This is a genomic window from Collimonas humicola, from assembly GCF_018304945.1.
Classification (GTDB): Bacteria; Pseudomonadota; Gammaproteobacteria; order Burkholderiales; family Burkholderiaceae_D; genus Collimonas; species Collimonas humicola.
Genome location: NZ_JAGQEE010000001.1, coordinates 731,641 through 752,529, shown reverse-complemented (window position 1 = coordinate 752,529; position 20,889 = coordinate 731,641). Strand labels below are relative to the sequence as shown.

17 protein-coding genes are annotated in these 20,889 nt (G+C 54.0%); 2 read left to right on the top strand and 15 right to left on the bottom strand.

Annotated features, from left to right (window positions below):
- Window positions 1-243: 243 nt before the first annotated feature.
- The 10 genes from KHU30_RS03510 to KHU30_RS03465 all read right to left on the bottom strand — a co-directional run bounded on the left by KHU30_RS03510 (window position 244) and on the right by KHU30_RS03465 (window position 12,407).
- Window positions 244-2,535: an AAA family ATPase gene (locus tag KHU30_RS03510; protein ID WP_230427168.1), complete on the bottom strand. Its 2,292-nt coding sequence runs from the start codon at window positions 2,533-2,535 to the stop codon at window positions 244-246.
- A gap of 568 nt (window positions 2,536-3,103) precedes the next feature.
- Complete coding sequence (locus KHU30_RS03505; protein WP_211441237.1) at window positions 3,104-3,361, bottom strand: type II toxin-antitoxin system ParD family antitoxin; 258 nt, start codon at window positions 3,359-3,361, stop codon at window positions 3,104-3,106.
- A gap of 794 nt (window positions 3,362-4,155) precedes the next feature.
- Complete coding sequence (locus tag KHU30_RS03500; protein WP_211441236.1) at window positions 4,156-6,231, bottom strand: GAP1-N1 domain-containing protein; 2,076 nt, start codon at window positions 6,229-6,231, stop codon at window positions 4,156-4,158.
- Window positions 6,216-7,079, bottom strand: coding sequence for a TRAFAC clade GTPase domain-containing protein (locus tag KHU30_RS03495; protein WP_211441235.1), 864 nt, complete (start codon window positions 7,077-7,079; stop codon window positions 6,216-6,218). The genes KHU30_RS03500 and KHU30_RS03495 overlap by 16 nt, the downstream gene beginning before the upstream one ends.
- 11 nt (window positions 7,080-7,090) lie before the next feature.
- Window positions 7,091-8,113, bottom strand: coding sequence for a TRAFAC clade GTPase domain-containing protein (locus tag KHU30_RS03490; RefSeq protein ID WP_211441234.1), 1,023 nt, complete (start codon window positions 8,111-8,113; stop codon window positions 7,091-7,093).
- 3 nt (window positions 8,114-8,116) lie between these two features.
- Window positions 8,117-9,208, bottom strand: a complete 1,092-nt coding sequence (locus KHU30_RS03485; protein ID WP_211441233.1) for a GTPase-associated system all-helical protein GASH — start codon at window positions 9,206-9,208, stop codon at window positions 8,117-8,119.
- A gap of 2 nt (window positions 9,209-9,210) precedes the next feature.
- Window positions 9,211-10,506: a metallophosphoesterase gene (locus tag KHU30_RS03480; protein WP_211441232.1), complete on the bottom strand. Its 1,296-nt coding sequence runs from the start codon at window positions 10,504-10,506 to the stop codon at window positions 9,211-9,213.
- Between the two features lie 155 nt (window positions 10,507-10,661).
- Complete coding sequence (locus KHU30_RS03475) at window positions 10,662-10,904, bottom strand: hypothetical protein (RefSeq protein ID WP_211441231.1); 243 nt, start codon at window positions 10,902-10,904, stop codon at window positions 10,662-10,664.
- Between the two features lie 99 nt (window positions 10,905-11,003).
- Window positions 11,004-11,342 carry a hypothetical protein gene (locus KHU30_RS03470; RefSeq protein ID WP_211441230.1) on the bottom strand — a complete coding sequence of 113 codons (339 nt, stop codon included), beginning with the start codon at window positions 11,340-11,342 and terminating at the stop codon, window positions 11,004-11,006.
- Window positions 11,343-11,351: 9 nt separating this feature from the next.
- Entirely contained in the window at window positions 11,352-12,407 is a 1,056-nt protein-coding gene (locus tag KHU30_RS03465) for a site-specific integrase (RefSeq protein WP_230427167.1), read from the bottom strand.
- Between the two features lie 135 nt (window positions 12,408-12,542).
- Between KHU30_RS03465 and KHU30_RS03460 the strand changes: the two genes are divergently transcribed.
- Window positions 12,543-13,583 carry a DNA-binding protein gene (locus tag KHU30_RS03460; RefSeq protein ID WP_211441229.1) on the top strand — a complete coding sequence of 347 codons (1,041 nt, stop codon included), beginning with the start codon at window positions 12,543-12,545 and terminating at the stop codon, window positions 13,581-13,583.
- Window positions 13,580-14,434, top strand: a complete 855-nt coding sequence (locus tag KHU30_RS03455; RefSeq protein ID WP_211441228.1) for a hypothetical protein — start codon at window positions 13,580-13,582, stop codon at window positions 14,432-14,434. Before KHU30_RS03460 ends, KHU30_RS03455 begins: the two co-directional genes overlap by 4 nt.
- 127 nt (window positions 14,435-14,561) lie before the next feature.
- Here the strand turns inward: KHU30_RS03455 and KHU30_RS03450 are convergent, their stop codons facing one another.
- The 5 genes from KHU30_RS03450 to KHU30_RS03430 all read right to left on the bottom strand — a co-directional run bounded on the left by KHU30_RS03450 (window position 14,562) and on the right by KHU30_RS03430 (window position 20,140).
- A complete protein-coding gene (locus KHU30_RS03450) occupies window positions 14,562-14,840 on the bottom strand; it encodes a hypothetical protein (RefSeq protein ID WP_211441227.1) in 279 nt (92 codons plus the stop codon).
- 183 nt (window positions 14,841-15,023) lie between these two features.
- Complete coding sequence (locus tag KHU30_RS03445) at window positions 15,024-15,728, bottom strand: hypothetical protein (protein ID WP_211441226.1); 705 nt, start codon at window positions 15,726-15,728, stop codon at window positions 15,024-15,026.
- Between the two features lie 709 nt (window positions 15,729-16,437).
- The gene (locus tag KHU30_RS03440; protein ID WP_211441225.1) at window positions 16,438-17,478 is read right to left on the bottom strand and encodes an ATP-binding protein; all 1,041 of its coding nucleotides are present in this window, start codon (window positions 17,476-17,478) and stop codon (window positions 16,438-16,440) included.
- Complete coding sequence (locus KHU30_RS03435; RefSeq protein WP_211441224.1) at window positions 17,478-19,463, bottom strand: hypothetical protein; 1,986 nt, start codon at window positions 19,461-19,463, stop codon at window positions 17,478-17,480. Before KHU30_RS03435 ends, KHU30_RS03440 begins: the two co-directional genes overlap by 1 nt.
- On the bottom strand, window positions 19,460-20,140 hold the full coding sequence (locus KHU30_RS03430) for a hypothetical protein (protein WP_211441223.1): 681 nt from the start codon (window positions 20,138-20,140) through the stop codon (window positions 19,460-19,462). The genes KHU30_RS03435 and KHU30_RS03430 overlap by 4 nt, the downstream gene beginning before the upstream one ends.
- Window positions 20,141-20,889 lie beyond the last annotated feature (749 nt).

Here is a 20,889-nt window from a genome sequence, read left to right as displayed (position 1 = left end):
AATGACGGAACATCGTCCTGGACCCAACTGGCTTACGAACGAAGCAACCCAGCGCGTGCTGAACAAGATTCGTCCTAGGGCGCAGGAGCTCGCTGCGAGAAAATAAATGCGGCCAAATTGCATGCTAGTTCTGAGCTCTACTGGGATAAAAGCGACTCCTGCATCCATAAAGATTTCAGGAGTCGTTGTCTTTTAAGGTATTTGCATGGCTAGCCGCGCATGAATGCGTCATTCTTCCATTGGCTATCCACGCTTGGTGAACGCGAGAACGCGGCCACAAAAGTGGGATAACTCCTGATCATTGATCGCAGCGAGCTCATAGGCGGGATTTGTGTCATGGTGAAAGCGGTTGGCATAGGCCAGAATGGCGCGGACCTCATCGATATCGACCTGACTTAGTATTTGATTCAGTTGACCGACGCGCTGCAGGCAGATTCCGAGGAAAGGTCCGAGCAAAGTCCCTGGCGGGAACGGGGCCGGATAGGCAACTCGCATGAAGGCTTCGAGGATGTGACGCAGCGCGGCGGCAACTCGGCGCTCTGTCATCGGATCAGCCGCATGCAAATAGGCCGAAACGAGGGCATGGCGGCGGTCATGCTCGGTGATGCAGTCTTGATTGACATCCCAAGCGGCGAGATTCGATCCTGTTCCTTCGCGGTGGATCAGGATTGCTTGGCGCGCAGCCGTATCAGCTCCGTCCCACAATTGGCACAAAAACGGCTTGGAATGCGAAAGCACGATCACCTGGTGTACGCGCATCAGCAGACGACGCATTTCCTGGACCGTCGTCAGCGAGCGGTGCTCATCCAGACTTGTCATCGGATCGTCTATCACGACGATCTTTTGATCGAGCTGCGGATCTTGGTCTAGTGAAGCGAAGAAGAACGCAAGTGCCAACGTATTACGGTCGCCAGCACTAAGGGTGTTTCGGAAGGCGGGGCCGGCGTCAGCCAATAGAGCGACCGGCACATTGTTGATCACCACGTTGTAATTGCACGACGAGCCGCCACGATTGTTGACAGGATTGACCGAAGCCAGGCGGAAACCAGCATTGAACCGCTGCAAATAAGTGTTGATCGCTGCCTCGTAGGCAGGAAAGGTATTCTGGCGATAATTGTCGAGTGTGGCGCGCGCCTGGCTGCGAAGGTTCTCGGTGACCGTCTTCGCAGCTTTCTCATCTAAATAGTCTTGGCACAAGCCGCTAATTGGATCAGAGTAACGGGTTCTAATCGCTTGTAACCGTGTCAAATCCGCAGCCAGAGCGGCAAGGTTCGCAGCTGCAGCCTGCTGTTTGACGAAAGCGATGGTCGGATTGGTGGCCTGAAGCGCATTGGATAGAGCTATAACGTCGTCACGACAGGCGCCATAAGCACGAATGGCGGTAAGCGAACCCACTGAGAGCTCCATATGCTCTAACGGTGCGGCTGCCTTGGTACGCAAGGTGGTCAGAACGGCATCCCTGGCTGCGATCCAACATTCCAGAACGAACGTAGTGTCGATTAACACTTCGGGAATTTCCGTGAAGGCATTCCAGAACGCCTGGTTCTCCTTAGCGATATGCACGGCGTGCTCAAAAGTGGCGGTAATATCGCCGCCGTGCATGGTATTGATGTTCTCTCCAATTTCACTGATAGCGTTTCGTAGTCCACGGTAAGCGTCGCTGAAATAAGCTTGATAGTGGGCAATCAGATCAGAACCCGCGAGATCCTGCGCGCAGAAAGGGCAGGCACGGTGATCATGCTCATTGGAGGCTTCTTCGACGAGCCCCATGCCATCGGCAACCCAAGTCTCGCCGCCATTACCTAGGTTGCGCAGATGATTGCGGATACGTGTAGCTGCTTCAGCTTCAAGGTCAGGGAGCGTGCGAGCTAGGAGTTCATTGAGTGCATCGGGGGCAAAGGCTGGAAGCGAGAGTGCCTGGAAGGCTTCTCGCTGGCGGATGGCTTCGACCGATTGTCCGGCCGCAAGATTACGCTCGGCTGCTTCGATAGCGGCGTCGATGTCAGGATTGGTGGGTAACGCACAAAAATCGTCAACGGTCATGCCGCCACGTGCGACGGTAGGGATCGCAATGTTTTTCTGTGTGAGCGCTCGGTTATGTTCCTCAATGCGTTGCACATGCTCGCGCAGGGCCGCATTGAGTACGACGCCCTGAGAGCCGAGGATCAATTCATGTAGATTCTGGCGATGTCCTGCATCGATCTCCACACCCGAGCAAACATTGGCAGCGACGAAGGCATCGTCGAAGATAGCAATTTCTGGCATGGGTGCGGCCCACGCGCCATTCTGAAACTGCACCACACCGGCAGTTACACCAAGGACGATGTGGGGCGGATTGGCGGTGCCTAAGCGATGGCGCTCAAAAATAAGATTCGCCGAGCCGGTCGATAGAGAACGGAGGATCGAGGCAAGTGTAGTCTTGCCGCGTCCATTTTCCGCGTAAATGAGCGTTAGCCTTGCAAATGGAAGCTGTGCGCCAGCATTCACGGAGTCGAACTGGCCTATATTTCGCAGCAACTGAATACGTTCGAGCAAAATTACCCCCGTTGTCCCATCAAGAATCAATAGGCATATGGTTATTGTTGTTATATGTTACATCCACGGCGCGTATATTGTTTCCCTCTAGAAAATGAAAAGCTGGACCAGTTATCTAACGCAATAGCTTGAATACTACTATATCTTCGCATAATTTGCGTTATGTAAAATTACGAAAATGCCATAAATCTCTTTGTTTGCAAAAGCCTACATGGCAATCTTAAAGTGGTATCTCAAAAAGCGCTCTAACCTAAAACTTAGTCCGACTCTTACCTAATCGTTGGTTCGGATTCACTTTTTGCGGTTTGTGACATCTCGGACTCACAATTAGGTAATGTCTCGTTCGGATTTATTTCGGAGGCATTCTTAGGTAAAGCCTGGCGCCCGATATCCGATGCCGTAGCGCTCGTAGCGCGGCACCAGCGGGTACGCTAACGCGAAATCCGCCAGGCTCATACACTTCTCGTGTACTCGAGCACGAAGGACAACGCACGGCGCGGATTGTCCTGGGCGATGCAGTCGCCGATGCTCTCTAGATCCCTTTCAGCCTCCACTGTGAGTCAAACGATCATGCCGCTTTATCGGCCAAGGCGCGATACTTCGCCTCAAGCCGATCGAAAACCTCTTCCGCCGGCTTCGTGTGACTGAGGTCGGCATCAGCCAGGCCGCGCGCAATCGTTGCATCTAATGCGGCGAGGCGAGCTTCTCGATCCTGCACTAGCCGCACGCCTTCGCGCAGCACTTCACTTTTTGAACCATAGCGGCCCGTCTCGACCAGGCTCGCGATGTAACCCTCGAGTTGTCGGCCCAGGTCTGCACTAATCATGATTGTCTCTTCAGAATTCGCACGAGTCCTATGCTACCAAATTGTCGGAAGTCTGATATCTCTGAACCGCGATTTTAGTTTAATCAATGAGTTACGTGACCTGCCCTCCTCTTCCAATTCCTTGAGGTACTTGTGGAGGGGCGGCCGGGATTCGTGCAGAATTTGTCAAAATCTGTCCTAACCAATTGTTTTCAAATGATTTGTGCCTTGTAATTCATCGGCGGTACTATCTGATCAAAATCTAATCCGCCGGGCAGCGCGCGACATTATCGGCGGTCGCCGGTAAAAACGCCCGCTCCACCTCAAAATGTCGGATCGCCGTTTGGTATTCTCAGACCAGATGTCCGATGGCAAAGTCGAACTCAGTTACGGCCCGTTTGGTTACGGTAGATTGCCATTCGGGACGAAGATCGGAATCTGGCACTCCCATTGTCCAACTCCCTTGACATCTAGCTTGAACCTAAACTTCACCCAGTCGCCAGCACGCACGGCATCCAACTGTTCAATCTCCTCGACGTGCAAAACACATTGAAGCTGCGTGAATCGGCGGTCATCAACAGGGTCCCGGTACGGGACGCAAGCGAAACGAATGACCTCGAGTCGTATCCATCGAGACAGCCAGGGTGAGCCTTCAAACGCGTCGAAGTATTCCTTGAACCTGGAACCCATTTTCGGATGAAACGGCGACTCGCCCAGAAGCGTTGAAAGGCTTACTCTTCAGTGAAAATCGGAATTGGCGAAGTTCATATTTAAGCGGTATTTCCATATGACTCAAGCGATGCCTGATAACTAGATTAGTGCAGCAGCTTTTGAATACTTTGTATTCGAACGCCAAATACATTTTTTGAATCGTGACTCATCGCATGCAAGACCTGCTTCAAATACAGTTTTCCCTGTTTATCGCGAGTGACCGCGTCCACTAGAAGCTCGAACAAATCGTCATCGGCCGTAACATACCCAAAGACAAGTGGTGAGAGCTCACGGCTGACAAACAAATTTGCAACCCCGTTCCTGATGCGTTGACACGGGTCCCAGTCAAACCATAAAAAAGACCACGGCAAACGTGATTCAAGTAGTCGCCAAGCCTCGATAGGTAAGCGACTAGCCGACGCTGCGGAATGTGTAGAATCGAATCCTAATTTTGCCAGCTCGGCGGCGTTGCAAGACTGCGAGCCAAGTGCGCGACTCAAAAAATAGGCATTTAGATAGAGCAACGCTTCTTCTTCTACCAAGCCAATAGCCCCCCTACTCGCAATTAACCAAGGATCAATACCGGAAATATTTGGCGCGGCATCGGGCGGCATAACTTGTGCAATAGCCACAAGCAGCGCGCGGAACTTACTTGAACTGCTAGAAAGGTACATTGCTACAGCTTCTGGATCACTCACTGAGGCCGCGATCCATTTTTTATAGTACCTATGATCGCTCTCTTGGTTGAACGCCGATTCTACCGCTTCTAGTATCCTCAGTGCCCCAAATGCGCGAGCAGTGCGTATTGCGAGATCGTCCCGCTGAGCAGAAATCAAAGCTGCCAACGCTGGTAAACAGAGTTCTTGAGAAGATGCAATGACAGCGAATGCCTCATCAATATCAATGGCTTCCCCTGACCAAAAGCTTGGTTCCGTGACTATTTCAGGGCGATGACCAAGCGCTACATGCATCAAAGCAGGTGCACGACGCAAGCCGTCAAAAAGCTCTGTGATGGACAGTGCTTCGAATGTACGTTGTGGCAGTGTGCCAAGTACCCCACCCGTCCCAGACAACGTGACTAAACGGTTAGGATCTCGGGCCCACACAGCACGACCTATACGCACGGTACCCTTTTGCAGAGTTTCCGAATCGACCAACTCCAAGTGCTGCAACAGAAAATCGAGTGCCGCATCGTCAAATTCAATGGATTGCGCAAGTGCCGCGCTGGCGACCATCGTCCGCGCAGCGCGCGCTTGTTCTGTGCCCAGCTCGTTTTGAAGCAACGCAATTGCCTCGTTGAGAGCGTCTGGTCGGCTCTTGAATCTGCCCACTAATTGATGAAGTTGACACAGAGAACGAAAGGTCTCTCGTCCGGTAGCAACGTCGGCGCCAATTTCTCGGATAAAGCTGCGTAGCCCACAGACATCTGGTCGAAGCAGGTCGGAGATCGTATCGTCGAGCCAAGATCCTTCCGAATTTTCTATGTTTTCCGCTTCGACCGCATTAGGGAAGCGCGTTCGAAGGCTTCTGTCAGTGGATGGTAATAGTTGCAAGTCAAAATTGTTTCCCTCGGTAGAACGATCCGCTGCCGACAGAGTACAAAAGCGAAATGCGCGACGTAACCGCGGCCATTGCTGAGACCATATCGCCAGTAAACTTTTTTCGATATCTACACCGACTGGTCGTGTCGCCGTAATACGGCTGCGCGGCTTTCCGTAGAGTCCCGCCAGCACTTGACGACTCCATTCTCGAGCATTATCTGGCAATGTAACGTCTATGGAATCGTCGCCAAGGGTCAACACATTTCCATAGTCTTCGAATAGGAGACTGTGCGGTCTTTGAAAAAGCGTCACAAGATTAGCCAACGACGGTAGCGTCGCTAGATCTGAAAAATCAATGAGAATCGTTTGTGTCCAAACGCAGCCTGGTCGCGGCATTTCCGGTGCGGACCAAGTGCGCGCCAATGCATATACGCCAGACTCCAATAGCGGGTATCCAGTGAGATAACCAGTTTCGTCGACGCGAGCACCGGGACCTGAGATGTCACTCAGTAAGAGCATTGTCTTGATGTCCCGCGGTTTCAATTTTATCGATGCAACAAGCTGACGATGGCCGTCGGCGTATCCATGCAACACTTGATGGATCTTTGGCTGTTCTTGACGTTTTAACCCATGAGCCATGACAGCGGCTCCGTTAAATCATGCGTCTTGGCAACGTCACCTCCAATTAGCTCAATGCGCGTCGACGGACGATCAAGGCTTCTGAGTTCTTTCGCTTCGGCCATTGGCTCAGCATCTACCTCAACCGAGTCATAATCACCACCTTGAGCGCTCAGACCATACGTGCGCCAGACCCAGCCATCGGCACCTCGTCGAAGGTATTGAGCCAAGAGGGGAAGTTTTGTGTTGAGATATTCTTGTGGGGTGAGGCCTTCACCACTTGCCTTGTCCCAAGCCGATAGCATGATTGCCAGTCTTCGAGGCCCCACATCAAGAGGTGGTGTACGAAGAAGCTGCATCAAATCAACTAGTTGCACCTGCGTCGGCGCAAGGCGCGGATGCCATTCGACCGCTTCGCCTTCTAGCACATTCAATCCGAGAGACTTAGACAATGCCACCTCATCAACTACCCATTTTGGAGGTCGGATAGTATCGGAGTGAATGAATAATAGTACGCCGCCGGCCTGTAGAATCTCGGCGATCTCCGATTCGCAGTCCCGATCTTCCCACATGCGTCGATAAGCTTCTCCTGGAACATCTGGAAACGTAACGCGCACCGGTCTATCACTTTCATCGACCAGATTCATGCTCACCAAACGGGTGCCTCCAACTGCGGTACGATCCTGCACTTTTGCGTCACGCCAGCGCGCGGCAATTTCATTTAAATGAGTGGCATCGCCAGCGCGAAGGGTGTGAAAACGCAGAATCGTTTCAACATCACGCTCCATGATAAGGTGCCAAAGCGCTGCCAGAAAAGTAGTCTTTCCTGACTCCGGCAAACCAATGATAACGATGGAGTGTTCAGACATGTATACCTCGTTTAAGTATCTCTCGCCACCAGTCGCGCAAAGGCGCGCCTAGCCGGTGCTATTGTTGTAAGACTTTGGGTCCGAGCGAACGTCGGCTTGAGCCAGAAACTAAGCAGATCGGGAATTCCCGCACCGCGCTCCAACGCATCTGTTTCCGGTGAAGCTGTGACCTTAAATGTCTCAATTACCGAGAACGCATGCCCAAAAATTCTCCTTATGTGCGCTGACAGAGAATCAAAATCTGCTGCAGCCCTTGCGTGGTGAAGTGATTCTTGCACGATGTCGATCTTCGTTAGTACCAAAGCTAACCGATGGTAGGCTTGAATGGCACCTCCATCGACGAATGCTTGGAGAATCATCGTGATTTCGCTACGCAGATTGTGCCGAGCGCCAAGATCAAGGAGGCGCTTTCCGTCAATGAGGACAGTTAAAGAATCAGCGCGCCGGATTTCTGGAAACGCATCGACCATCGAAGCGTCATCAGTTGTTTCGCGGTATTCCTCTCCGGCCCGATCACCCAATGCGAGTATAAGTTTATCACCGGCTAGACCACCGCCAAGCTCGAGATGATAGAACCGTACCTCACCTCGTGGAGTACGGTTCATATGAGGTGTGCCTCGGCGAGACGCGGCACGAGCATCATGACACGTGTGTTCAAAAGCATGCAGCGTTTGCGAGCGTGCATACTCGATTCCAGACAACGCCCCTTCCTGAAAAAGATCGTAGAGACTGGCGATCAAGCTAGTTTTGCCAGCATCGCTGGGACCGACAATCGCGATTACGCGAGCATCTCCGGTTCGCAACAATCTCGATGTTTCAGCAAGCGTTAAAGTGCCGGCACCAACTAGCGCGACTCCCAAAGGGCCGTCAACTATTTCAGTTTCGTCTGACCCGACCTCAGAGTGACTCTCTAACTCACGTCCGTAATGTGGACAAGCCGCAAGGTCAATTCCTTCTATACAACGACCGTTCTCGGCCACACGACAGCCCGGATTGGCACAAATCAACATGACGCTATCATTATCGTCTGTCATATATCACTCGAACAAAAGGAGTAGACGCTCACGATAAAAGGACATCCCAAACATGAGAGGTGAAATGGCATGTGTTGCGCTGACACCTGTTGCGGCCGCCCAACCAGGCACCCACGCCTCGCCTGCCCCCGTTTCAATCTGCCGCTGGATCGCAAAGTGCAACGGCGTAGATACGGGCGAGAGCTCTTCCTCGATAAAAGTCTTCAGCCAATCAGCGCCAGCAGCATTAATCGCAGTAGGGATCGCAATTTTTTTCCGATCTTTCAAGCCGGCTCTGGACAACAGAGCTTTGACTGAAGGCGGTCCGGGTAAAAACTGGGTGCTCTCCGCCAATTCTTTGGCGAAAGCCAGCGGCTGGAGATCAACGGGGACGGCTTCGAATGAGCAATCATGGTCCCAGCTGCGTTGCCCCATGAGCCACCAGAGCATTTGAAGTTCCTCATCCTGTATGCGCACAAGTTTGTCCATCGCCTCGATCATGGTCGATTGACGTTGAGTCATAATTTTGACAGCACTGCGTGCGGCATCGGCAGCCAACGTAAACGCTTGTGCCACGCCGTCCCAATTCGGAATCTCACGGACTTTGGCAACGGCTTTTTCAAAGTCAAATACTGGCACCGCCGTATGGCGAGTGAGCGCAGGACGCTCGCGATTCTCGGCGGATATTCGATTAATTGCGTTTTCCGCGAGTAATCGAATATCCATCGGCAGATCCGCAGTACGCGCGCCGCCGAGCGCTGTGGTCGTCACAGAGAGTGCGGTTGCCGCCCCAACATCTCCTCCCCGCTCCATCAGCACGGCCAAACAAACACTTGCAAGTACCTGCAGTTCACGATCGTTTCCAGACATTTCAAAGGTGTCGTCGGCATCTTTGAACGCTTGACGGATAGGTAGCAGCCCTTCAGCGACAGGAACTTGACGAGTCTTAAATGCAAGTCTGATAAGCACCTCTACCGTTCCACGATCCGCATCGTCGACGATCGTAGCGACCCCTTCCCATCGCGCCTTCCGTCGTGGTAGGTTCTCTTCTAACTGGATGGCGGCATGCCAGCGAGCAAAATCCGCGTGCATTGGTAGTACATCGTCGTCGGTCATTGCTACTTCTCCCGTTTTGTAATTTCGTGCGCCAATTGATCCAGTAAGTCACGTTCACCGGCGCGTAGCAACGCTCGTCCGTAACGTTCTGACTCAGGTAACTGCAGTTCATCTCCCGTAATCAATCCAAGGTGGAGCGTAATTTCTCGGCGTTGGCTTACGGTCAAATTCCAGAATCGGAATACGAGGTTCCGTGTGATCTCGTTGCTCATCGCAGCCTCCACATCAGTGTTGGCATCAACTATCGGTACTGTTTCCGGCGTGATAGTTTGAATGGGGGGAGTCAAAACCACAGGTATTACCTGGCCAGGGATCAGGATACTCTTGTGAAAGACCGCATCTCCCTGCGGAGTGACTACTGGGCGAAATTGGTCTGGATTAGACTGCCACTGCATGAGATGGGCATTAATCTCTAGTTTCCGCTCCCGCCCATTTCCGACGACGCGCAAATCGATCAAATTGTAGCCGGGGTTCCACCCTGCTTCGTGGCGGTCAGGATTAACCGCGCCAGCGCTGAACCTGACATAGCTATCGTCCCTGGTAATTCGTTGCCGGTGCTTATGCCCAAAAAGATGAATCGCAGCACGCCCACAGATGGCGTCGTCTACCTCATCTTGATCCAAGAACCAATCAGGTGGGTGATGGCACATTACTAGATTGATCACGTCATCAACGGGATCTAACACCGTTTGAAGCGGACTCAGATAGAGACTTTCACGCGTATCATCTTGACCGTCAATCCCAGAAAGCAATGTCGATGTTAGTCCGTAGATGCGCAAATGCACGCCATGCTCCAGTGGCAGGTCTTGCTTCCAGTACAAGTGCTCTGGAGGATAAATTTGGCAACTGAACAACTTGGCAAAATCGTTGTAGGCTGCAAGGGGCGCCAGTAACGCCCGCCCAGTGTCAGAATCACTGAACTGCGCGCGGAGTTCGCGCTCTCTTCTTTGTGGAGAGGCTTTCGCAATTGCCGCTTGAACATTTCTTACCGCTGGAGTTTTGATTGCGACGCCACGGTCGACATCATGGTTTCCGGGAATCACAAATACACGTTCCAAGGGGCATCCTGAAGCTTCGGCGAGTTCTTTTAACCATGCGAACGCGACTTCATATTCCCTTGGATCCCCCTTGAAGGCAATATCGCCGCCAACCAAGATCGCGCCAACTGCGCCCAGCTTGCCCGCCCGTGCACGTACATCTTGCAACATCCGTGTTCGATACGGTCGCTCAGGGTCTAGTGCAGGATTAAGGCAATCAGGCGCCCGGAAATGAATGTCGGAAATATGGAGCAGCAGCATATTATTTTGTCTTATATATACCAGTCCAAGAATGTAACATCTTCCGACGCGATGTTGCTCGAAATTAATGCCAATATGGCAAATTATTGCAACTTACGTACATGAGGTCGTGCCGAGATATGCCATAAGCGTAAAAGTAATAAGGAAGATGATTTTCATGTTGTCTCTGGCATTAACTGCTTCACAGGGTAAAGTTTGACAAGGCGCTGGGTTGCCGATTCCGCCTTTGGTTTGCGTGTCGGTCGCGTCATTTTTTGCGCAACCCGTATTTTCACAACCATGCGTCTAGCTTCTTCCGCTTGGCGTTGCCGGCTTTCCGCGTCGGTATGTGACAAGGATACTTGCGCTGTTGCTTCCGCCATTTGTTTTTGAATGTCCCTGAGTTCCATCACGGCCATATCGCGCGCTGTGATCCCGGTCAGTCACCGGTATCACATTTTCCGTACCGCTAAAATTTGATCGTTTTTGACCGACACTCCCAGAGTGCCACCCTCGTCCTATTCCAATTGCATAAACAATTCATCAGGTAGCACTAAAACCGCGTCGCCGGAACCATCGCCAGCATCGACCAGCTTTGTCTGCCAGGTCGGTGGATTCGCTTCTAGCATTTTCGTATTGGGCAGGTGTTGGAGCAAGATGTTCAGTAATTCTTTGTCGTCATCTGGCAACTGTAGCCACATTGCACAGTGGTTTTCTGAATAATCCAGCCACATGCTCACAGCCTGCAGCGGCGTCACGGTGCGCGCACTGACCAGCAGGCAGTGTTGTATGCGTGCGATGTCGTTGCCGCATTGGTTAAGTAATTCCAGACGCTCTTTCCTGGATGTCGCCATCATCAGTTCCTGTCAAATTGTGGGCTTTTCGTCCGGTTCTTCGCCCGCCAGCTTCAGCGGCGGCAGCATGCGTTCAATGCGGCTTCTATTGAACGGATCTACACCGTCGACGTAGCGCATCGCCGATTGTATATTTTTCCATCCGACATATTCCATCAATGTTTTGAGATCCCAGCCGTTCGATGTCGCCCAGTTGGCAAATCCACGACGCAGTGAATGTGCGCTGTATTGGTCGGCATCGAGAATGCCGGCTTGGTCAAAGAGCGATCGCAACAGTGGAATAATGCTGGCTGGATTCAAGCCATCCTCATTGAGCCTTCCCCAGCGAGTAATCGATCGGAAGACAGCGCCGCTCTCCAGTCCGCTTAAGTCGATCCATGTTTGATAGGCCGCGACCGGACAAAGACGGGATAAGGCCGGCGCTTTAAATGTGCTGCCTTTGAATTGGCGGTCCCCCTTGGTCTGCGGCAAGTAACACGTTATGCCTTCGCCAGGTATCGCCTCGACGTATTGCACCTCCAGTCGCGCCAGTTCATCGCCGCGAAATCCGCGCCAGAAACCGAGCAGTACGAGCGCCTTATCGCGCGCGTGGCGCAATTGCGCAATCGGATCATGCGCGGCGCCTGCGGCGGCGATGGCCGCATCAAGCCAGGTCGTCACCCGTTCAAGTTGATCCAATTGCAAGGGCTTGGCGCGTTTTTCCTGCGCGGGATGCAGTCGCTGAATGCCGCGAAAGACTTTACGGACGATCGGCGCTTTTGTTGGGTCGGGAAAGCCCTGGTCTATGTGCCATTGGCCAAGAGCCGCCAAACGCTGTCGGAGCGTATTGATCGCCAAGGTTTCCGCATGGTCGGCTAAATAGCGGGCCACGCTGTCAGCGGTGGCTGGCAGGAAACCGCCCCACTCTACTTCGAAGTGATGAATGGCTGATAGATAGCTGCGCCGCGTATTGTCCCGGGTAGCGGCCTGTACGTATCGATCAATGTTTTTCATATGAGGTAAAAACGGCGACTTTTGAAAGATGTACGGCAAATTAAAATCGATTTTAGCATTTTCCGGCATTGACATGTGATAACGGTTGATTATCAATTCTTATAAATACTGCGAACTGGTCTTGAGTTTACCTTTCAAATGGTATGTAATTACGTGGTATGTAATTACGTGGTATGTAATACATTATGTTATTTCAACCAAGGAGAAATTGTGGCCCGCACCGGACTGTATAAATCGGACGTCAAAAAGGCGCGCGATTCGCTGCTCGCTCAAGACATCAACCCGTCGGTCGATGCGGTGCGCGTCGCGCTCGGCAATACCGGCTCGAAAACGACGATCCACAAGTATCTGAAAGAACTGGACGAGGATGACGGCGGCGCCGACGGCCGGAAAACCTCGATCAGCGAAGCATTGCAAGACCTGGTGGCGCGTCTGGCGGCCCAATTGCAGGACGAAGCCAATCTCCGCATTGATGCCATCCAGACACAAAGCGTCGAGAAAGACCGTCTACATTCCGAAGCGCTGAGCGCTCCACAGAGGGAAATTGCGGCACTGCGCGCACAACTGCAACAGGCTGAAACCGCGGCACACCAGGAAGCGGCAACGCACGGTCGCACCCGCGAGACGCTGCAAAGCCAAACGATCGCCCGCCATACGGCGGAACAGCAGGTCGCCGATCTGAAGGAGCGCCTGGCTGAAAACGACGCGCATCGCCAGTCGATCGAGGAAAAACACCAGCACGCCCGTGAAGCCCTGGAACATTACCGCCAATCCGCGAAGGAGCAACGCGATCAGGATCAGCGCCGGCATGAGCAGCAAATCCAGCAACTGCAGGCGGAGATGCGTCAGCTTCAGCAAAGCCTTGTCGTCAAACAAGACGAGGTGACGCGCCTCAACCAAGAGGGAGCACGCCTAGTTGTAGATCTGTCGCATGCGCAAAAATCGCTGTATGAGCAGCAATCTCACAACCGGCAGTTAACACAAAAACTTGAAGCATTGCAGGCGATCGAGCAGCGCTGTAAGACTGTCGAGGCGCAACTGGAGGACAAAGATGTGCAGATCAAGGAACTCGATGACCAAGCTGCCGGTGCCGCAAAACAAGTCGAGGGACTCGCCAAGCGGATTCACGAACTTGAATTGACATTGGCCGCAGCGCAAGCCCGACTGGAAGCGCAACTAGTCATGAGCGAGCAACTGCGCGCGTTTATGAGGCATCAAGATACATCGGAAGCGAAGAAACCGGCGCCATGAAGACCATCTATCTGGACCACAATGTCATCTCTAGCGTGGGTGGCATTCCGGCAACGAAGGATGCAGAACGTCAACGTAACCACGCTGCGGACCTAAGAAAATGCGGCTACCGATTTGCCTTGTCTGCATGGAATATGTATGAGTTGGCGCGCTCCAACGATATAAAACATATTGAACAGTGCTGCGACTTTGTCGATGAGCTAGATCCAGTGTGGGTCAATAACAATTTTTCAGTCAAGGCGCAGGAAATCGATCGCTACCTAGCTATCGAATTTGATCGTATCGGTCCTGTGCGATCAAGACCGGTCGTCCCGTTTAGTATGACGGTCTCCGACATGTGGTCGAGTTACCGGCTGCCTTCCCACGCCGGAGATACATTTCGAGCCAGTGTGTTGGGATTTCATCGCAGTCCGAAAAATATGAGAGAGATCGAGCGCGTCGCGAATGAAATGCCGGATGCCATCCTCGTAGCGCGACGCGCTCAGCAACTTGGCACATTGGATTTTTTTGACTCCATCGTCGATCGCCAGTATTTCGCAACCATGGCGCCGAGGAGTGCGCCACCAGAGCAAATCAACTTTTTGCTGAAAACCAAAAGAGCGCTACTCGCAGCATCGCCTGCGATCGCAGTAGAAGATGCGCTGACGGAACGCCGGCTTCAGGACTCATTCACGCCCAAGCCGAATGACGCTGCGGATTTGCAGCACTCCATAGCATCATTGGCTTACTGCGATTATTTTGTGACTGGCGACAAGAAGCTCTACGAGCATTGCCGCACGACCGTCAAGCAGGCCGGCGTCGCATGTCAGCTGTATAAAAGCATGCTGGAGATCACCAGTAAGTTCGTATAACCGAGAGAGCGGGACGGTGTACTGACCACATTTCACTGACCAACAAAATCGGGAACCCGAAGAGCCAGCATAAGGAGGCTAGCGGCAGCGCGCTGCAGTGTAGCTCTTGGAGTGGATCCGTCTTCAACTAGCTTGTTGTCGAGTTGAACATCGATGCAGCGTTGAAGGTTGCCGAGGCTTGTTTGCTGTCATGGCCGATGCCGTGACGATCAGCGCAATAGCCGGAAGCATGATGGCGCAAGGCGGGTTGCCTGGCGATTAAATAAATAACAACAAATGCATGGGTCAGAGGCGTGCCACATTTCTGACGTTGGAAATTTTCACAGGAGGGACAGGTACCTTGCCGGATGCTTTCAAAAAATGAAAGCGCACCAATTTGCACGAAAAGGACGATTACCCAGAACATCAATTGTCGACAGTGACGGGGGAAACATTCCTTTTAATTCATATGGTTACATCATTTTTGAAAAATTTTACATGGATCCCGGCCGCCCCTCGGCGCGATGCGCTTGCAGCAGCTGGTTTAAGCGGCAAATGCGGCAAAGGCACCGAGAAGTCCTGACGTGCGCGCCCAACGTCACAGGGTGTCTCAAGCGAGCTGACATGCCCGCTCAGTGCCTCCGTGGCGGACACGATCCCAGGGCGCCATCGGCATCCCTTCGACCCGCAGGAAGCACACCTTCCCGTTAAACCACGCCTCATCCGGTCCCATCACCTCACCTCCCTCATGCCAGATATTTCCACGACGACTGACCATGCTGTTCCTAGCAAAGATGTAGCATTCGTCGATCCTGTGCTGATTCTTTACAGCGGATAACTCTTTGTTCCTTGCCCTGCTGACGCGGTGATACCAAGACGCGTAAATGGCCAAGAAGATGGCGCGCCATGCCAGCCGCGGCTGCCGGTCTCGAAATGTCTCCGTCTGAACAATGGGAACGTCATCAAGTTGAGCCCGATCCAGCGGGCACGTCCAGAAATCGGGAAAATCCGTATAGCGACGCTCAAGTTGCCATCGCATGCACAAGAGTGCCAACAATGCTGGCGGGTAGGCGGCGACCGCCATACCGCGGTCAACGCGCATCTCGCCCCAAAGTTGTTCGTTGCTCCAGCCAACGAATTGGGCGATCCAGCGCCCCAACAGCCGCAGCGTACAACGATAAACCGCTCCTACGGTGCGAACTCGCTTCTGCCAGTTCGACCTTTCACGAAGTGCGTGGTCGCGTGGGCCGACATGGATGCGGTATCGCCACGCCAGTTCTACGAACTCACGTTCGTTGTAGCGCGATCTGCGCACATAAGGGGGGGCTGCATCCCCCTGCAGGCCACGCCTCGTAGAAATTCTCCAATATCGCACCATGTGCTCTGGTCGCCGGAGCAGCCGTTCCTACGCAACCCTTGCACACGTGGTATCGCAATTTCGTGAATGTTATTTGACCACTCTGCATAGGGTTCAAGGGCGCGTACGAGCCCTGACTCGATCGCACGCAAAGCCAGGTGTTCGTCCAAGTTCGGCATAACGCCAGCCAATGGCCTTCCGCACACCATGCAACGATATGGGGCGGCTAGCAACTCCTTGCCGCCGATTTGCGGACTCGTCCCCGAGCACCACATACACCTGGACGACAACTCGACATGATGTAGCGGACAACACTGCAGTTGCAGACACTGAAAGAGGAAACTGTGGTAACCCGCTTCCAGACATAGCGGGCAATGGCGAAAGACCCTGGTTACCCAGTCCGTTTGAGTCCATTGCAATTCTCGCTCTACCTCGCTGCGGCCGTCGCCGATAAGATTCCAGCCCGTTTGCTCGAGAAACTCCTGGCGGTCAAGAACGATGTGGGCCTTGGACAAACTGAAATGCCGTAGGAACGCAGCGCGGTTGATGGCGTTGCGCCATGCAAAGCGCATCAGGCAGCTGATCTCGGACTCGTACGGCAGTGGCGTCAGGTCGCGGCCGGCCCAGCCTGGCTGCCCTCCCACTGCAATCGATTCATCATCTATCGTCATTTCGATGAGGCTTTCATTCGCGCTACCGCATCTTGAATGAGCGCATAACGCACAGCGTCGGACCATGCCTGCTCGGGAACTTTCATGGCAGCGCCGTCGATTCCAGACAGAGCGACTAAGAAGCTCCGGACGGCTAGAAAAACCTGCCTAGCGGGAAATTCGGCCAATTTCGACGCGTCCTTGCAAGCGGCTCGCATCGCGGCGAGGCAGCGTTGCGCTTCCTGCTCCAGTCGAAAACCTTGCCTCCAGGCAATTGGCACAAAGAATGCCGTCCAGGAGATTTCTGAACCTATCGGGTATTGGCAGCGATCGATGCCGCCTAGGATCGCCTGAAAATCCGATAGACTGTTGTAGCCACGGATGGCGTGCACGCGCATAGCGAAGCGCCCGACCAGGTCATTACGCCCCTCCGTACGGAGCATGTCGATGACGTGCAGGAGCTCCGGCGACTGCCCCATCAGGATGGTCACCATCTGAACGCCTTCGCGTACCAAATCATTAAACACGTCCTTCAGGAATAAGAAATCCGAAAGCAGCATTGCGTTGGCTTCGTCGATGAACAATACGATCAGGTTGGTGCCGGAGATGCGCGCCTGGTCGACGAGGATGTTGACTAGGCGCGTGCGCAAGTCGTAGGTCTCGCCTTTTTGCTCCTTCTTCTGCCCGACGCTCTTCAGAAAGTGTTTGAAGAACGCCCGGATGGATGGGATTTCGTGATTATGTGCGTCGTGCGTGAAGACACAAAGGCGCGGATACTGCCGCAGGAGCATGGCCTGCACCATGTCCACCGCGAAGCTCTTACCGATCCCACTCTCTCCTTGGAATACACACCCGGTCTCACGGAGGAGTACCGCCCGCTTGACGACAAGGAATACTTCGTCGATCGATGGTGTCCGCAGCATTACCGTCTCCGTGAATAAGGGATGAAACATGATTGGGTCTCCCTCGACCGGCAACGGCACATCGGCGTCCGGCGATCGTGCCCGCCGTTGGACGCCAACATGCTCCATCCCGCTCGCTTCTTGATAACGTTCCATTATTGCCCTCCTTTCTCAGTCGCGCCCATGCAAGGAATGGACAAGAAGCCAAATCTATCGACCGCTGTGGTCTGCTGAGGTGCCGCTGTCGGAAAAACAGGGGCGGCAGGCGGCAGGTTGTCGGCCGCGAGCGCGGCGACGCGGCCTCGTTGGATATCGATCTTTGCAACCTCGAGCGCAGTCCGCGACGATTTCTTACGTCGCAATAGTCGTAAGGCCGCGAGCTGCTCGACCTTCTCTTGCCGGACGGCTTCGAGCGGATCTTCGCCTTCGGCATGGTAGCGCAGTGTCATGCCTGCACGCGCCATCAGCTTCCGGTCACGCCAGGAGCAATCGCTCTTGGCCCACGGTCCGGATAGAATCATCTGGCCCAATGACTCGCCAGTGTCTTTGACCGACGCATACACAATGCGCGCCAGGCGACGGTCCACATAGACGACCAGTTGCCGCCCGATGAGCCACGGTGAGTTGGCCAACTTAACATTGGTGTGCTTGTGGCGATCCAGGTTGAAATAAGGACGTATGTTCTTCGCAACACTTCCCAGCACAGTTACCTCTTCGACATGCATCATCAGGCGCGGGTACGTCTGCACCGATCGCGGCAACGGCTGCGGATGCAGGCCGCTGGCGGATTTGGCGAGCGCCAATTGCAGACACTGTATGGGCGAGGTCCACTGCAGCCCTTCTGAAGCCACCAAGTTATGCTCGCGCAGGCAACGCTGGAATACTTGGACCAAGTCCGGTAGGCCGATCCTGAACTTCACAGCCTGGGCATTTGGATCGCTGATGCGCGTGTCGCCAGGGCCTCTTCCATGTGTGGACGGAAGCCGCTGCAACCCCCGGCGTGTAAGCTCGCCGAAAATTCTCTCGATCAGCGCGCGCCGCCACCATGCGCGCGTTGGACCAAAGTTGACGGCACAGCCGACTGTGTCGATGATGTTGTTGACCACCTCATGCGCAGCATTGGCCCATCCATTGTCGACCTTGAGCACGGCAAACGTCTGATGTGCCAGTTCCGGCATCAGTTGGTGGACGAGCACCTTACCTGCGGAAACCGTGATCGCACCGACAAAGCTACCGTAGTCAATGCCTAGGGCGCTACTTACTATCTCAAGCGTGCTGTCGCCGCTGGGTGTCAATTCCAGGGCAACGCAGTAGCCCAGCGCCGCGCCGAAGCGCTCTTCCACCATTAAACCGAAATGCCAGCGCGGGAGCGGGATCTCGAATTCGATGCCATGGTCGTTCTCCAGAACGATAACGGAGGCGCTATCAACCTTGTGAAAATCAAGCTGGACGGCGCCATAGGGACGCAGCGCCGGAAGGATCGGCAGCACGCCCGTGCCGATTGCACCTCGTCTGGCGGCATCCAGGCCTGCACGTGCGGGAGCCGCAGCTTGTGCATTTTCCTGTCTGAGACTGGTGCAGTACTTCCAGAGCGATTTGTAGCCGCAATTTGCAGTATTAAAAGGCCAGTCCATATCTGTCAAACCATGCTCGCGCAGAGCCGCCTTGAATTTGTCGTGTAAGGCCGTAATCGTGATGCGCGCTTCCGGCATGCCGCCGTGCGCCTGCTTGAAGAATTCGTCGTGCAACAGAGAGGCCACTTCTGGAAAACGCGTGAGAAGCTGGGTCATGGCGCCGCTGCAACCCCCGGAGCCGCTTCCTGGGGCGTGCAGTACGGGACTGGAGCGCTGGTATCCCTTCACAGGAGTGTGCGCCGTTAGCGCGCGGAATCCGAAGATTAAACCGTCGTCGGCGATTGCAACGCAACGGTCGAGCAGCCGCCTTACCTCGGACTTGACCTTGCCGGTAGCTTGCCGGATGTCGTCGTATGGGCGGCCGGCGGCATACATCTCCACGGCGGTACGCCGTTTAATAAAGGAGTCGAGTTGCGGACGACTCAAAACGCATGTATCCGGATGCGGCCATAAGGTAAGGTCCTGGTATTGCAACGGCACCGGGGTGCGGCGTGCTCCGCGGCTCATGATCGGCTCCGCGATAGGATGGATGAACTTCCAAAGAGTCGGTTTGTCAAGTCGGTGTGCACCTGCCCTATCCGGATGGCCTGAGCGATGACTGCCAACATGCATGCCACATCGATACCAGAGATGCTGGTTAGATTACCTACGACAAGTTCTCGCTGCGAGCGCAGGCCGTCCGTGACGATGGACAGCTCCCGCACCAGCGATTCGCTCCGGCAGCGCGTGATCGCGGCGCACAGGTGCAGCCAGTTGTCGAACAGGAGCTCCTTGCCGACAAGGTCTCGCTCGGTTTTCACGATATATGAGGCACCTGCTGCACTCGCGGCCAACGCGAGTGCAGCGTCGCATCCGATGCCGCCTGCTTGCCGCGGCCTTCCGGCACGGCGAAAGCTCCACCACTCCATGCCTCCATTGAGCCGGTAGATCGTTACCGCAGGCTGTTCGCAGACTTTGTCCTCTGGTCGTGTGAGGACGTAGCGAGCGACGCTCGTATCGCCTTCCAGTAAGACCAGATGCATGAATGCGAGATCGGATGTGATTGCCAAGCGCTCGTTGTTCTTGGGAGATTCGAAGAACCAGATGTTCGACCGGTGCTGCCGTCTGCGCTTCAAGACTGGGAAGACGTCGACGTGGTGTGATGGCCCCACCGAGCTGGGCGTGAATCGGGATGACTCGATCATGGCGCATCCATCTAAGATTGGCGCCATGCCGTGGCGCCCGAATTCGGGGGCACAGTAACCTTGCTCATGCATTAGGATGCGAGCACAATCACCGTGCTATCTATGAGTTGTAAGAAGGGGTTCGTTGTTGGCGCAACGAGCTCTTTTTATTCGTCAGGTTACATGGATATCTCCTCCTAGCAGGACGCAGAAGAGTCAAGGTTCTGAACAAGCACCATACAATTTAATCCATCGCAGCGAATTTGCAATTTCGGATTGAGGAGTGCGCAGGTCCGTTCAATGAGTTGCTAGCAAGACACGGGTTCTAGCGGCCCTCAGGGTGGCGCGCTCTACATATCGAACCAAGGCGATCGCGTGACGATTAGGCAGCCCTTACATTCGACTTGCCTCTTCCAGAGCTTATCCCGTGCCGCCAGGAAATAACATATTATTAACCTTGATCAGCGCATATCGGTTAAGAGGCGCAGATGGGAATTCGAGCGGGGTTCGACAGGTTCCTAGTGTATCTGGCCGAGCAACATGCCCCGGACGACGTTCGCAGTCTTGGAAACATTGTGCTGGCGCACCTACCACATTTGGCCGAAGTTAGTTGCGCGCGACGTGCTAGATCTTCTCGCTTAGCGCCCATCGCGATTAACGAACTGCCCGGAGGGGTAGTTGAACGGTGTAGTCGGATCACATTCACAGTCCGGCCGAATTATTAGGTAAATCGATTTTTGCGCGCAAGCCGTCTGGAACTTTAGGTAAAC